At 58.1% G+C, this 13940-nt stretch carries 15 protein-coding genes, 1 tRNA gene and 1 riboswitch; of the genes, 11 read left to right on the forward strand and 5 right to left on the reverse strand.

Going from position 1 to position 13940, the window contains the following annotated elements; all coding sequences use genetic code 11:
* Positions 1-4 precede the first annotated feature (4 nt).
* From ACQZ5M_RS06165 to ACQZ5M_RS06200, 8 genes are all read left to right on the forward strand, one after another.
* The gene (locus ACQZ5M_RS06165; RefSeq protein WP_449079267.1) at positions 5-895 is read left to right on the forward strand and encodes a carbohydrate ABC transporter permease; all 891 of its coding nucleotides are present in this window, start codon (positions 5-7) and stop codon (positions 893-895) included.
* A 7-nt stretch (positions 896-902) separates the two neighbouring features.
* Positions 903-1790 (forward strand): ABC transporter permease subunit, encoded by an 888-nt coding sequence (locus ACQZ5M_RS06170; protein ID WP_296014075.1) that lies wholly within the window; start codon positions 903-905, stop codon positions 1788-1790.
* 27 nt (positions 1791-1817) lie between these two features.
* Entirely contained in the window at positions 1818-2948 is a 1131-nt protein-coding gene (gene ugpC, locus ACQZ5M_RS06175; protein WP_449079268.1) for a sn-glycerol-3-phosphate ABC transporter ATP-binding protein UgpC, read from the forward strand.
* Between the two features lie 39 nt (positions 2949-2987).
* Positions 2988-3893 carry a sugar phosphate isomerase/epimerase family protein gene (locus ACQZ5M_RS06180; RefSeq protein ID WP_449079269.1) on the forward strand — a complete coding sequence of 302 codons (906 nt, stop codon included), beginning with the start codon at positions 2988-2990 and terminating at the stop codon, positions 3891-3893.
* A gap of 183 nt (positions 3894-4076) precedes the next feature.
* Positions 4077-4658 (forward strand): NAD(P)H oxidoreductase, encoded by a 582-nt coding sequence (locus ACQZ5M_RS06185; protein WP_449079270.1) that lies wholly within the window; start codon positions 4077-4079, stop codon positions 4656-4658.
* A 409-nt stretch (positions 4659-5067) separates the two neighbouring features.
* On the forward strand, positions 5068-5277 hold the full coding sequence (locus tag ACQZ5M_RS06190; protein WP_034806062.1) for a cold-shock protein: 210 nt from the start codon (positions 5068-5070) through the stop codon (positions 5275-5277).
* A 121-nt stretch (positions 5278-5398) separates the two neighbouring features.
* Complete coding sequence (locus ACQZ5M_RS06195) at positions 5399-5644, forward strand: hypothetical protein (RefSeq protein ID WP_296083206.1); 246 nt, start codon at positions 5399-5401, stop codon at positions 5642-5644.
* Between the two features lie 138 nt (positions 5645-5782).
* The gene (locus ACQZ5M_RS06200) at positions 5783-6058 is read left to right on the forward strand and encodes a hypothetical protein (protein ID WP_449079271.1); all 276 of its coding nucleotides are present in this window, start codon (positions 5783-5785) and stop codon (positions 6056-6058) included.
* Positions 6059-6122: 64 nt separating this feature from the next.
* Here the strand turns inward: ACQZ5M_RS06200 and ACQZ5M_RS06205 are convergent.
* Positions 6123-6196: transfer RNA gene (locus ACQZ5M_RS06205), tRNA-Gly, on the reverse strand.
* Positions 6197-6263: 67 nt separating this feature from the next.
* A complete protein-coding gene (locus tag ACQZ5M_RS06210; protein WP_296101498.1) occupies positions 6264-7361 on the reverse strand; it encodes a 2'-deoxycytidine 5'-triphosphate deaminase in 1098 nt (365 codons plus the stop codon).
* A 74-nt stretch (positions 7362-7435) separates the two neighbouring features.
* Positions 7436-7514: riboswitch (SAM riboswitch) on the forward strand.
* A gap of 42 nt (positions 7515-7556) precedes the next feature.
* Between ACQZ5M_RS06210 and ACQZ5M_RS06215 the strand changes: the two genes are divergently transcribed.
* Both ACQZ5M_RS06215 and apaG read left to right on the forward strand, forming a co-directional pair.
* The gene (locus ACQZ5M_RS06215) at positions 7557-8741 is read left to right on the forward strand and encodes an O-succinylhomoserine sulfhydrylase (protein ID WP_296035283.1); all 1185 of its coding nucleotides are present in this window, start codon (positions 7557-7559) and stop codon (positions 8739-8741) included.
* Positions 8742-9027: 286 nt separating this feature from the next.
* Positions 9028-9420 carry a Co2+/Mg2+ efflux protein ApaG gene (apaG, locus tag ACQZ5M_RS06220; protein WP_296035424.1) on the forward strand — a complete coding sequence of 131 codons (393 nt, stop codon included), beginning with the start codon at positions 9028-9030 and terminating at the stop codon, positions 9418-9420.
* 27 nt (positions 9421-9447) lie between these two features.
* Here apaG and ACQZ5M_RS06225 read toward each other — a convergent pair whose 3' ends face one another.
* The 3 genes from ACQZ5M_RS06225 to ACQZ5M_RS06235 all read right to left on the reverse strand — a co-directional run bounded on the left by ACQZ5M_RS06225 (position 9448) and on the right by ACQZ5M_RS06235 (position 12873).
* Positions 9448-10434, reverse strand: coding sequence for an Hsp33 family molecular chaperone (locus tag ACQZ5M_RS06225; RefSeq protein WP_296075386.1), 987 nt, complete (start codon positions 10432-10434; stop codon positions 9448-9450).
* A gap of 260 nt (positions 10435-10694) precedes the next feature.
* Positions 10695-11606, reverse strand: coding sequence for an ornithine carbamoyltransferase (gene argF / locus ACQZ5M_RS06230; protein ID WP_296035289.1), 912 nt, complete (start codon positions 11604-11606; stop codon positions 10695-10697).
* A gap of 58 nt (positions 11607-11664) precedes the next feature.
* Entirely contained in the window at positions 11665-12873 is a 1209-nt protein-coding gene (locus tag ACQZ5M_RS06235) for an aspartate aminotransferase family protein (RefSeq protein ID WP_296075389.1), read from the reverse strand.
* Between the two features lie 451 nt (positions 12874-13324).
* On the opposite strand from ACQZ5M_RS06235, the gene ACQZ5M_RS06240 reads away from it, so the two are divergent.
* Positions 13325-13864 (forward strand): GcrA family cell cycle regulator, encoded by a 540-nt coding sequence (locus ACQZ5M_RS06240; RefSeq protein ID WP_296035298.1) that lies wholly within the window; start codon positions 13325-13327, stop codon positions 13862-13864.
* Positions 13865-13940: the final 76 nt, after the last annotated feature.

Genomic DNA, 13940 nt, shown 5'->3' on the forward strand with positions numbered 1-13940 from the left:
ATCCATGGAAAAGCGCTCCGTCTTCAAGAGCACCTGGCTACCTCTGCTTTTTGCCATACCGCAGCTCGCCCTTATTGCCCTTTTCTTCTACTGGCCTGCCGTGGCGGTGGTGAACTGGGCCTTCACACTGGAGCCGCCTTTCGGCGGAGTGGCCGAGTTTGTCGGCCTTGCCAATTTCCAGGAGACTTTCGCCGATCCGCTCTACTGGAACTCGGTGACCGTCAGCCTGATCTTCGCCATTGTTGGCCCGTTCTTCGCCATCCTGATCGGCCTCACACTTGCGCTTGCTGTCGACAGGCAATTGCCGGGCTCCGGCTTCTTCCGCGTTCTCTACATCCTGCCCTTTGCCATTGCCGGTCCTGCGGCGGGTATGGCTTTCCGCTTCATTCTCTCGCCGGAGCGGGGGCTGGCCGCATCGCTGAACGCGATCTATCCGGATATCTGGAACCCGGCCAAATTCGGCAGCCATGCGCTGGCGCTTGTCATCATCATCTTCATCTGGAAATGGGCGGGCTATACCTTCATCTTCCTGCTGGCCGGGCTGCAATCGGTGCCGAGAAGCCTGACCGAGGCAGCCGCCATGGATGGCTCCGGGCCGATCCGTCGGGCCATCGATATTCAGGTGCCGTTGCTTGCGCCCACCCTGTTCTTCCTGACCGTGACCATGATGACCGAGGGCTTCGTCGGCTCCGACACATTCGGCATCGTGCATCACACGACCGGCGGCGGGCCGAACCATGCGACGGAAGTCATGGTGTTTCGCATCGTTCAGGAAGCCTTCCAGGGGCTCAATTATTCCGGCGCCTCGGCACAGAGCATCATTCTGATTGGCCTGATCATGGTCTTCACCTTCATCCAGTTCCGCTTCATCGAGCGGCGCGTACATTACAAGTGAGGCGGCGATGATCCAGCGCACACCCTACGCAGACGCCTTTACCTACGGCCTGATGATCATCGGCTTCCTGCTCTTGATCGGCCCCTTCATCGTCATCATCGCCGGGGCCAGCCAGTCGCTGCAGCAGATCAACAGCGTGCCCTTTAGCTTCATCCCAAGCGGCAGGCTGTTTGAAAACATGCAGACTGCATGGTACCGCGCCAATCTCGGCAACGCCATGCTGAACAGCTTCATCATGGCCTCGCTAGTCACCGTCGGCAAAGTGGCGCTATCGGCCTGCACGGCCTTCGCCATCGTCTTCTTCCGCTCGCCGTTGCGCCACCTGTTTTTCTGGACGGTGTTCATCACGCTGATGCTGCCGCTGGAAGTGCGCGTGGTACCGACCTATGCGGTGGCGGCAGACATGTTTCACCCCCTCCGGCTGTTGATCAATGCGATCTCCGGTATCGATGTCAACATCGAGTGGAACCTGTTGAATTCCTATGCGGGCCTGACCCTGCCGCTGATCGCCACAGCCACCGGCACCTTTCTCTATCGCCAGTTCTTCATGACCCTGCCGGACGAGTTGGCCGAGGCGGCGCGCATGGATGGCTCCGGCCCGATGCGTTTCTTCGTCGACATGATCCTGCCGCTGTCACGCACCAACATGCTGGCGCTGACGACGATCATGTTCGTCTATGGCTGGAACCAGTATCTCTGGCCGCTCCTGATGGTGACCGACCCGTCCTATAAGACGGTAATGATGTCGCTCTCCAGCCTCCTTCCTTCCGAAAACGGCACGCCTGACTGGAACGTCACGCTTGCCGGTTCCCTCATCATCATGTTGCCGCCTCTTCTCGTCGTCGGGCTTTTGCAGCGCTGGTTCGTGCGCGGCCTCGTCTCCACCGAGAAATGACAGCTTACAGAACAGGAGTTCCAGACCATGGCGCAAATCGACATTCTTCAGGTGCATAAATCCTACGGCAAGACCAAGACGCTGCACGGTGTCGACCTGATCTTTCCGTCGGGAGAATTCGTCGTCATCCTCGGCCCGTCCGGCTGCGGCAAATCCACGTTATTGCGCATGATTGCCGGGCTGGAAGATATCACCGCCGGCGAAATTGCCATTGCCGGCAAGGTGGTGAACCGGCTGGAGCCGCGTGAACGCGGTTGCGCCATGGTGTTCCAGAACTATGCGCTCTATCCGCATATGACGGTTGCCGACAATATCGGCTATGCGCTGAAGGTGGCGGGCGTTGCCAAGACCGAGCGTCGCCGCAGGATCGAGGAAACGGCGAAGATCGTCGGCCTTTCCGATTACCTGGAGCGCAAGCCTGCGGCGCTGTCCGGTGGCCAGCGTCAGCGCGTTGCCATGGCGCGCGCCATCATTCGTGAGCCGGATGTGTTCCTGTTCGACGAGCCCTTGTCCAACCTCGACGCCAAATTGCGCGTCACCATGCGCGCAGAAATCCGCAGGCTGCATCAACGGCTGTCCGCAACATCGGTCTTCGTCACCCATGATCAGGTCGAGGCCATGACGCTGGCGGATCGACTGGTGATCATGAACAAGGGCAATGTCGAACAGGTTGGGCAGCCGCTCGACATCTACAACCGGCCAGCCAGCACCTTCGTCGCCTCCTTCATCGGTTCGCCCGCCATGAACCTTTTCAATGCCAAGGTGGATCGCGCAGGCGGCTTGGTGAGCTTCGGCAACTGGGCGACCCCGCTGCCGATGAGGATCGCGGGCGCCGTGTCTGGCGATGACATCATCGTCGGTATCCGGCCGGAACAATGCGTTGTCTCGCGCAGTGGTGAAGGCATTTCGGCGGTGGTCGATTTCGTCGAGGAACTCGGCTCCGGCCGCATTGTCTATGCCGATATCCGCGGCCAGATCTTCGCCGCCGCCATCGGTGAAGACCTCACCGTCCGTCCCGGCGAGCGGGTTATGCTGCAGTTTCCCGAAGCGCAGCTCCACTTTTTCGATCCCAACACCGAACGCCGGATCGATCCGGATTTCGCACCCGCCAACGCGACCGACTTCACCAACAAGGATGTTTTCGCCCATAGTGCCTGAACGTCTTGCGCTTTCCCTGTCTGTATCAAGGACCCTGACATGACTTCCATCATTTCTGCTGTCGGCTTTTGCAACGCCACCGGGCGCGGCGATATTTCCACCCTGGATTCGTCCCTGAAAATCATTGCCGATACCGGCGCCAGCGCCTGCGAAATCGGCATCTATGGCGAGGAGATCATCTCCGGCGGTCGCATCATCGAAGACCGTGCGCAGCGCGTGCGCGATATCGTCAAGCAGTATGACTTCAAGAAACTGTCTCTGCACGGCCAGATCGTCTCGAACTTCATGGACCGCGAGCATCTGCATTTGCAGAAAAAGGTCGTGCGCGCCATGCTGGAACTCTGCGACCGGCTGAGTGCCGGCGTCCTTGTGCACCACAGCGGCAATGCGATCCTTTCCGATGGCATGAGTGGCAGCGATCTCGACCAGATGGAGCGTGAGGCTCTTTTCGAAATGGCCGAGATTGCCAAGACCTATGGCGTGCGCATCGTTTTGGAAAACATCTTCACCACAGAAGACGGCCAGTACCGCCAGACGCCATCGCAAGTGGCTGAAACGGTGAAGGCCGTCGGCCATGACAATCTCGCCGCCCTGATCGATTTCAGCCACGCCTATATCGAATCCACCTTCAAGGGTCTCGATTTCCGCGAGGAGCTGCGCGCCATGGCGCCCGTCACCGGCCATCTGCATGTGCATGACAGCTTCGGCCTACCCTACACGATGAAGAAGTTCTACCACCCGGCAGAAGCCACAGCGCTCGGCATCGGCGACCTTCACCTGCCGATCGGCTGGGGCGATATCGACTGGGAGGACATTTTCTCCGAGCTCACCTTCCTGCCCGACACCACCCTCATCATGGAAATCAGCGCAGAACGCTTTGCCGACCAGCAGCCCGCTTGCCTGGAGCGGGCCTTGAAGCTGGCCGATGCGGTGAACAAGCGGTAACGGCCAATCAACAGAGCGAGGGGCCGCCTGCGCTGGCCCCCTGCTCCAACGATCTCTGCTGAGGCACGATGTCGTGACAGGATTGAAGTGCCGGTCCTCCCTTCATACCTAGACCGCCTGGACGGTGCTATAACCGGCACGGTCCTTGAACGCTGCCGCGTCGCCTGCGGTCGTCTGGTCACTATGAAGGACATCTCCGTTATGAAGATTTTGGTCGTCATCGCCCATCCGCGTCAGAACTCACTGACACATCAAGCGGCGCGCGCTTTTGCCGAGGCAACGCAGGCGAACGGCCACGAGGTCGAGTTCGCCGATCTGGTGGCGGAGAACTTCGACCCGGTGCTCAAAGCCGAGGACGAGCCGGATTGGAGCGGGCGAGATATAGACTTCGCTGAAGATGTTCGGAGAGAGATGGAGCGCGTGGAACGCAACGATAGCACTGTGCTCTTCTTTCCGGTGTGGTGGTGGTCCATGCCGGCGATCCTAAAAGGATGGATCGACCGCGTGTGGGCTCAGAACTGGGCCTTTGGCGATAAGACCTATCCGCATAGGAAGGTGCTGATGGTCGGCATCGCCGGTGCAACGGAGAACGACTACCGCAAGCGCGGCTATGACGTTTCCTTTCAGACACAGTTGAAAGTCGGAATCCTCGATTACTGCAGTGTGAAAGAAGGCAAGGTCGAGATTCTATATGGTTCGCTCGAAGACGACGCGCTCGCGGCCGAGCTTATTACGAAGTCGAAAGAGCTAGGCGGTGCGTTCTAGCTCCCTACAAACGCCAGGCTTTCATCTACGGGCAGGATGTTCGCGATAAAAAGCTGGTGAAGCATTTGTAGTAGCTGAACGCGGCACCATCCTGCGCTGTGCTTGAATCAGACAGTGCGCTTCCCACTGATATAGCCGGAATCGAGGCTGTCTTTGCGGCGCTTAAGTATGTAACGCAATCCACGCCGAGCACAACCAAAAGATGAACATCGGTAAAGTTAAAAACTTTTCGTTGACTCCCGGAGTGAACCCGTCTATAGATACGTCATCGATCTTTTGCTTGCCGAGCTTTGTCTACCGCGCGATTGGCACCGCGCTCTAAGCGAACTTCTCTTTCAAAAATAGTCGGTTTTTACCCGCGTTGCATTCGTTGCGCGGTCGTTCACTCTATGCTTTGAAAGGGTTCATTATGACCACTGGCACAGTTAAATGGTTTAATTCCACTAAGGGCTTCGGCTTCATTCAGCCTGACAATGGCGGCGCAGACGCGTTCGTTCACATCTCGGCTGTCGAACGTGCAGGAATGCGCGAACTCGTCGAAGGCCAGAAGATTGGCTTCGAACTCGAGCGCGACAACAAGTCGGGCAAGATGTCTGCGACCAATCTGCAGTCCGCATAAGTGAGATCGGCTCCTCTTTGACCACGGATGTACTGGCACTGCCGGGAGCAATTTCATTCGAGGCCAGGCGTTTCGCCTGGCCTTTTTTTATTTCGGCGTTTGGCCGGAAAGGTAAATACCCATGACAGAAACACACAGCAAATCTCGCCAGCAGGCAGAGCTTGCCTTCGGCAAGCTTCAAACCCCATTCTTTGCAAAAAATCACGCCGCGGATGAACTGCAAGCTGCCGTCGATGCGCGTGACGCAAAAACAGCCAGGCTGAAGGCAGCTCGCCTTGCAAAAGAACTGGCAGATCGCAAGTCAGTGGCGGATGCTCCGGCAACCAAACGCAGCAAGAAGACGCCGTCGGCCTGCTCCACATCTTAAATCGTGGTGTGATCCTCAGGTCTCGCTCACTGAGCGTTGAGGCCTTGTTTTATTGCATACAGTTTTCGCAGCATCTCCTTATGGTTTTGCGCAACCCTTCGGTGAGAGCCAAGAAACCCAGCAAAACAGGTGGGACGCATGTCAACAACAGCCAACGAACTCAATGCGACCAACACAGCATGGCAAATCGCGATGCAGGAAATCCTCCGGGTGGTCATCCGCGACCTTTACCAGGCCAAGGGTGAAGCGTATTTCAAAGAGCACATCGAACGCATCGAAGCCGCAGCAGTCGACAGTATCCAGACAGATCTGAGATTTCGCGGAACGGACGAATGGACGGAAGTCCTCGTCAAGGAAAAAGCCAGCAACTTCGTCACATCCTTGCTGACATCGTTTACGTATGACCGCGCCTGAAGGTACGACTCTTCGGCGTTTTCAAGCGATGTGGTGTAGGGCGACAAACCCTTTGGAAGGTAGCTGGAGCGGGTGAAGGGAATCGAACCCTCGTATTCAGCTTGGGAAGCTGCTGCTCTACCATTGAGCTACACCCGCATATCTCAAAATTTCCGACAGAACGAAGCGGCTGTCAAGCCAAACGCACGTCTTTGCCCTCGACCGATCACTCGGCGCGGAAATGCTTGGAGAGCTTCAGGCCTTGGGCTTGGTAGTTGGAGCCAAGACCGGTGCCGTAGAGGCCATCGGGTTTGGTCAGCATATGCTCGTACACAAGACGTCCGACGATCTGGCCGTGTTCCAGGATGAACGGTACCTCGTGGCTTCTGACCTCAAGGACGGCGCGGCTGCCGGTGCCGCCGGCGTTGGCGTGGCCGAAACCGGGGTCGAAGAAGCCGGCATAATGCACGCGAAATTCGCCGACCAAGGGATCGAAGGGTGTCATTTCGGCAGCGTAGAGCGGAGGCACATGCACGGCTTCACGCGAGACGAGTATGTAGAATTCATCCGGATCGAGGATCAGTTCGGCGCGGCCACGTGAGTAGAGAGGCTCCCAGAAATCCAGCACGTCATGGGCTGCCTTCTTGTCCACATCGACGACTGCGGTGTGGTGCTTGCCGCGATATCCGATCAAATTGTTTTCGCCAAACCCTTGCAGATCGATGGACAGTGCGATGCCGCCGCCTGAGACGTTCGGCGTGTCGCTGGCGACCAGAATTTCGTTGTCGTGAAGGGTCTGCAACTCACTCTCGTTCAGCAGCGAGTGGCCGATCCGGAAGCGGATCTGCGACAGGCGCGAGCCTTGGCGCACGACGATGGGGAAGGTGCGCGGGCTGACTTCGAGATAAAGCGGACCTTGGTAGCCTGCCGGGATCTTGTCGAATTCCTGCGCCTGGTCAGTGATGACGCGGGTGAAGATATCAAGGCGGCCGGTGGAGCTTTTCGGGTTTGCCGAAGCGGACATATCGGCGGGCAGCGCCAGCGTTTCCATAAGCGGCACGATATAGACGCAGCCGGTTTCCAGCACTGCACCTTCGCTCAGATCAATCTCATGCAGACGCAGTCGATCAAGCTTTTCGATGACCTTGGTGCCTGGGCCGGGCATGAAGCTTGCACGTACGCGGTACGCCTTGGCCCCGAGACGCAGGTCGAGGCTTGCCGGCTGGATCTGATCCGCATCCAGCGCCCGCTCGCTCTTCAGGTGGCCGGAAGAAAACAGCGCCCGTATCGCGCCATCGGCCAGAATACCTGTGGTTCTCGTCATCGTCATTGCCCCTGTTCCGCGCCGACAAAATCAAAAGCAAGCCATTGACGCAAGTTGTTAACGGCAGTAAGGCAATCTTATCCCGTGGTGATTTGGCCGGTCGGCTTGCAGCCACGTTAAACAAGTGGCTAAAAAGACCGGGTGCTTGCAACCGGTCTGCTTTTGCGACCGGTTTTTTTGTTTGAAGGTGATCAAATGAGCAAGAAATGGCGCCCGGCAACGCAACTCGTACATGGCGGTACGCTGCGCTCCCCCTACGGTGAAACGTCCGAAGCCCTCTACCTGACCCAGGGCTTTGTCTACGAAAACTCGGAAGCCGCCGAAGCGCGCTTCAAGGGCGAGACAGATGGATTCATCTACGCGCGCTATGCAAGCCCGACCAACGACATGTTCGAAAAGCGCATGTGCCTGCTGGAAGGTGCCGAAGATGCCCGCGCCACGGCATCCGGCATGGCCGCTGTCAGCGCTGCCATTCTCTGCCAGCTGAAGGCCGGCGATCACATCGTTGCGGCCCGCGCGCTTTTCGGTTCCTGCCGCTGGGTGGTAGAAACGCTTGCGCCGAAATACGGCATCGAATGCACGCTGGTCGATGGCCGCGATCTTGCCAACTGGGAAAAGGCGATCAAGCCCAACACCAAGCTGTTCTTCCTCGAAAGCCCAACCAACCCGACGCTGGAAGTGGTGGATATTGCTGGCGTTGCCAAGCTTGCCAACCAGATCGGCGCAAAGGTCGTTGTCGACAACGTGTTTGCGACGCCGCTCTTCCAGAAGCCTCTGGAGCTAGGCGCGCATATCGTCGTTTATTCCGCCACCAAGCATATCGATGGTCAGGGACGCTGCCTCGGCGGCGTGGTGCTGTCGGACAAGAAGTGGATCGAGGAAGAGCTTCAGGATTACTTCCGCCACACTGGCCCAGCACTTTCTCCCTTCAACGCCTGGACGCTGCTGAAGGGTATCGAAACGATGCCACTGCGCGTCAAGCAGCAGACAGAAAATGCCGGCAAGATTGCCGACTTCCTGGCCGACCAGACCAAGGTTGCCAAGGTCATCTATCCGGGCCGGGCCGACCATCCGCAGGCTGATATCATCGCACGGCAGATGTCGGGCGGCTCGACGCTCGTCTGCTTTGAGTTGAAGGGTGGCAAGGAAGCGGCTTTCAAGCTGCAGAATGCTCTGGAAGTCGTCAAGATTTCCAACAATCTCGGCGATGCCAAGAGCCTGATCACCCATCCGGCGACCACGACGCACAAGAACCTGACGGATGAGGCGCGTGCGGAACTCGGCATTTCCGGTGGCACGCTGCGTCTGTCTTGTGGAATCGAGGACACCGACGATCTGCTGGAAGACTTTGCAGCGGCGTTGGCCAAGGTTTCTGCGTGATATAGAGTGCCCGGTGATCGATCACCGGGCTTTATTCTTCATTTTTCCAAGCTTCTGCTCGTCACGCGAGGGCGGCACTAAGGCTTGTATTATTTTAGAGAAACCATGGTTTCTCTACTCTCTTTTTATGATTTTGTGCGTATTGAATGGAGAAACACTCCTGATACGCAACGCTTTTGCCTCGTAACGCATTGAAACTACGTAGTCCCAGTCAACGGACATTCCCGTCCTTCATTCGGTGTAGTAGACTAAAATGCTAGAGCCAGAGACAGCCAAGGTCGCGAACATGTATCGTGCATCGACAAGAGAGATAGAGGTCACCGTCGATCCATATTATCTCGAAGAACAATCGGACCCGGACGATAGCCGCTACGTCTGGGGATACACGGTCGTGATCACGAACAATTCCGACCAGGCTGTGACGCTGGTCAATCGTTATTGGCACATCACCGATCAGACTGGAGTGGTGGACGAAGTTACCGGACCCGGTGTTGTCGGTGAACAGCCATACCTGAGGCCAGGCGATAGCTACGAGTACTCTTCCGGCTGCCCGCTGGACACACCGTCGGGCATGATGTTCGGCCATTATGAAATGGAGACAGACACAGGTGAGGTTTTCACCGTGGATATCCCGGCCTTCTCCCTGGATAGCCCAGGGCTCGCACGGGTATTGAACTGAGCGGGGCTTTCACCCCGCTCTTGAATTTCAAGCCTGCAGCTCTTCGACAGGATAACGATAGGTCGTTGAGCAGAACTCGCAGCTCACCGAAACGACGCCATCTTCCTGGCTGTCTTCGATTTCTTCTGCCGAAAATCCAGACAGCACGCTCTTGATCTTCTCGCGTGAGCAACTGCATTTGTCGATGATCGACTGCGGCTCGTAGATGCGCACGCCCTGCTCGTGGAAGAGCCGGAACAGCAGCCGCTCCACCTGCACCTGTGGATCGGTCAACTCGTCGGTGTCTACCGTGTCGATGAGCGCTACCGCTTCGGTCCATGCGTCGTCGTCGGCTTCCGCGAACGTGCTCTCATCACCGTCGCCACCATGAAGATCGCGGGTGCGCAAACGCTCCGGCGCCTGTGGCAGGAACTGCGCGATGATGCCACCGGCACGCCAGCCACGACGTGGCTTACCCTCGCTGTCGCGGTCGAAAAACTCGGCAACGCCCAAGCGCACCCGCGTCGGCAACTGTTCAGACTGACGGAAGTAAACGCTTGCGATTTCCTCCAGCGATGAACCGTCCAGAGGCACGATGCCCTGATAGGGCTGCATGCCCACGCCCTGATCGATGGTGAAGGCGAGAATGCCGGTGCCAAGAAGCTGCTCGGGCGATGTTTGTCCAGCCGCCGTCGCTTCTGCCAAACGATCTTCATCGAAGCGGGCATAGGCGCGCATGTTTTCCGGCGCGGTAAAATCTGCGACCAGAAGATCGACGGGACCATCGCCCTTGGTCTGCACCGTGAGCTTGCCGGAGAATTTCAGCGACGTGCCGATCAGCGCCGTCAGCACCAAGGCTTCCGCCAGAAGCCGGGCGACAACGGGCGGATAATCATGGCGCTGCAAGATCGCGTTCAAGAGCGGACCGACCTGCACTGCGCGTCCGCGAACGTCTAGCCCTTCCACCTGGAAGGGGACGACCTTATCGTCGCCAGCAAAGTTCATATCATCCAGTTCTACGGTCACGGCCGCCATGGTCCTGCTCCTTCTTACCTGCCGTCCGAAATGCGGATGCGATCGCCACGTTTTCGGTCGCGATCAGCAGGTCTTTTGTGCGGTTCTCGCAAAGATAAAGCGGGGAATGGCAAAACGAAACCATCCCCTGCCCAAATGTCGCGATAAACGATTGATGAAACGCCGCCGTGAACCGGCAGCACTGGTTGGCGTAGAGATGGGGCGTCGCGCTGGAAATTCAAGTTTCCGGCGGCGCCCCTCGCTTTTACCCTAACTCCAGATCAGATGACGCCCATGCACCAGGCAATCACGGCCTTCTGCGCGTGTAGACGGTTTTCCGCCTCATCGAAGACCACCGATTGCGGGCCGTCGATCACCGCATCGGTCACTTCCTCGCCGCGGTGTGCGGGCAGGCAATGCATGAAGAGCGCCTCGCTATTGGCCTTCTTCATCAGGGCTTCATTGACCTGATACGGCTGGAAGATGTTATGGCCGCGCGCCTTGTGCTCCTGGTTCATGGAGACCCAGGTATCGGTGACGATGCAGTCGGAACCGGCGACGGCGCGCTCGGCATCGTGGCACAACATAATCTCGCCGCCATTGTTGCGCGCCCAGTTTAGATACTTGTCCAAGGGTTCAGAGCCCATGGGCACAGCCATGTTCATCTTATAGCCGAAGCGGGCAGAGCCCTCGACCAGCGAATGCAGTACATTGTTGCCGTCGCCCGTCCAGGCAAGGGTCTTGCCCATCACAGGGCCGCGATGCTCTTCGAAGGTCATGATGTCGGCCATGATCTGGCAGGGATGCGTCTCGTCGGTCAGGCCGTTGATGACAGGAACCGTGGCATGTTCGGCAAGCTCCAGCAGACGGTTATGATCGGTCGTGCGGATCATGATAGCGTCCACATAGCGCGACAGAACCTTTGCCGTGTCGCCGATGGTTTCGGCGCGGCCAAGCTGCATTTCAGTGCCGGAGAGAAATAGCGTTTCGCCACCCAGCTGGCGCATGCCGACATCGAAGGACACGCGGGTCCGCGTCGACGGCTTTTCGAAAATCATCGCCAGCATCTTACCGGCGAGCGGCTTGTCCGCCGTTCCGTTCTTGGTCGCGATCTTGCGGCTCTTTGCGTCTTCGAGAATGAGCCGCAGGTCTTGCGAGCCGACGGCCGAAAGGTCGAGAAAATGCTTTGCCATTTAATTTAGTCCCATCAATGCGGGCCACCCTTTACGCCGGCCCTCGATGCGCCTTGTGTCAGGCGCTCTTTGCCAGTTTGGTGGTAAGTGCTTCAGCGGCCTTCTCGATGCGCGCAAGCCCGTCACGCGCTTCTTCAGCGGTGACGACCAGCGGCGGCAACAGGCGGATGACGTTATCGCCCGCCGGCACACCAAGAAGATGTTCTGCGCGCATTGCCTGAAGCAGATCGCCGGAAGGAATCCGCGCCTTGATACCAAGCAGAAGACCTTCGCCACGGATTTCCTCGATGACATCCGGATAGCGATCCTTCAACGAAGCCAATCCTTGGCGGAAGACGAGCGCCACGTCGCGCACGTGCTGGATAAAGCCTTCAGCCAGAACGATATCAAGCACGGCATTGCCAGCGGCCATGGCCAGCGGGTTGCCGCCATAGGTCGTCCCGTGCGAGCCGGCGGTCATGCCGGATGCGGCGTCTGCCGTTGCCAGGCAAGCGCCGAAAGGGAAGCCGCCGCCGATGCCCTTGGCAACCGCCATGATGTCGGGCGTGACGCCGGACCATTCATGCGCAAAAAACTTGCCGGTACGGCCAACGCCAGTCTGCACTTCGTCGAAGATCAACAAGAGGCCGTGCTCTTCGCAAAGCGCCCGCAGCGTACGCAGGAACTCAGGCGCGACGACGCGGATACCGCCCTCACCCTGGATCGGCTCGATCAAAAGGGCTGCCGTTTCAGGCACGATAGCAGCTTTGAGCGCGTCGAGATCACCGAACGGCACCTGATCGAAACCCTCGACCTTGGGGCCGAAACCCTCCAGATATTTGGCCTGGCCGCCAGCCGCGATGGTGGCAAGCGTGCGGCCATGAAACGCGCCTTCAAAGGTGATGATGCGGAATTTTTCCGGGTGGCCGTGGGTGTATTGATAACGGCGTGCGGTCTTGATGGCGCATTCCAGCGCTTCGGCGCCTGAGTTGGTGAAGAACACCTTGTCGGCAAAAGTCGCATCGGTCAGCCGCTTGGCCAGCACTTCCTGACCTGCAACCTCATAAAGGTTGGACAGGTGCCAGACCTTCTCTACCTGCGCCTTCAGAGATTCAACCATATGGGGATGGCTGTGGCCGACGGAGGTCACGGCGACGCCCGCACCGAAATCGAGATATCGCTCGCCGGTTTCCGTGATCAGCCAAACGCCCTCGCCTCGTTCGAAGCGTAAGGGGGCTCTGGAAAACGTATCGAACAACGGCCCGGATTTGGGGGCAGTTTCGGCCATGGCGACATCACTCCTTACGTCAAGTCGGGACAGACGACTGTCAATAGGGCTAGCGGGTTATCCCTGCCCTGAAAATCAAAAATGCCGCCTCGCGGCGGCTTGCATGCTGTCTTCATTGCGAGGTCACTATTGTCACTTCCCCACCTAATGTCAACAAATCTCGGCACTTTCGGGCATTTACAAGCCTTGGTAGGCAAGCTTCCAGCAACCACCAACTGTTGCCTTTCTGACTCACACGGGAAGCAAGTTGGGGAAAACCGGAAAATCGATTCCAGATGATTCCTGCGACTCTTGTCACGGAGTCAACCGACGATTAGGTTAACCGTCAATTACTAGACTGCAATGCGGCGGAACTAGTCACCTACAATCTGGCAAATGGCCTGCGCGTGGTTCACTCCACGGCATCGTAGGTGGATTCTGCCCGAAACAACGCGACGAGCGGAGAAGCGGCATGAACTGGACGGACGAACGAGTAGAAAAACTCAAGAGATTATGGTCCGAAGGGCTTAGCGCAAGCCAGATCGCAGCACAACTGGGCGGTGTGAGCCGCAATGCCGTCATCGGCAAGGTTCACCGCCTGAACCTGCCAGGTCGCGCCAAGGCTGGCGGCACGGTCGCCACGTCGCGCCCTGCGCCTAAGCGTCCTGCAGCAGCGCCGCGCCCAGCAAGCTACACGGCTGCTCCGGCCCGTGTCGCAACGAGCCGTCCTGCACCTGCACGCACCACTGGCGCTCTCGCGTTCAAGGAAGACATGGAGATCGACGCGGTCGAGCCCATGGAATATGTCCGCTCTTCCAACAATGTCGTCATCCCGATCTCGCGTCGCCTGACACTGACGGAGCTGACCGAACGTACCTGCAAGTGGCCCGTCGGTGACCCGCTCAAGGACGACTTCCACTTCTGTGGCTGCGAAGCAGCTGAAGCGTCGCCTTATTGCAAGTTCCACGCGAAAATGGCTTACCAGCCGGTGAGCGAACGCCGTAAGGCGTAAGGCTCAGTTTCAAGACCATTTCGAAAAGCGGGCTTCGGCCCGCTTTTTTTGTGCGTTCCTTCAAGCGTTTCCTCGA

It is taken from the genome of Rhizobium sp. 22-785-1 (assembly GCF_053521965.1).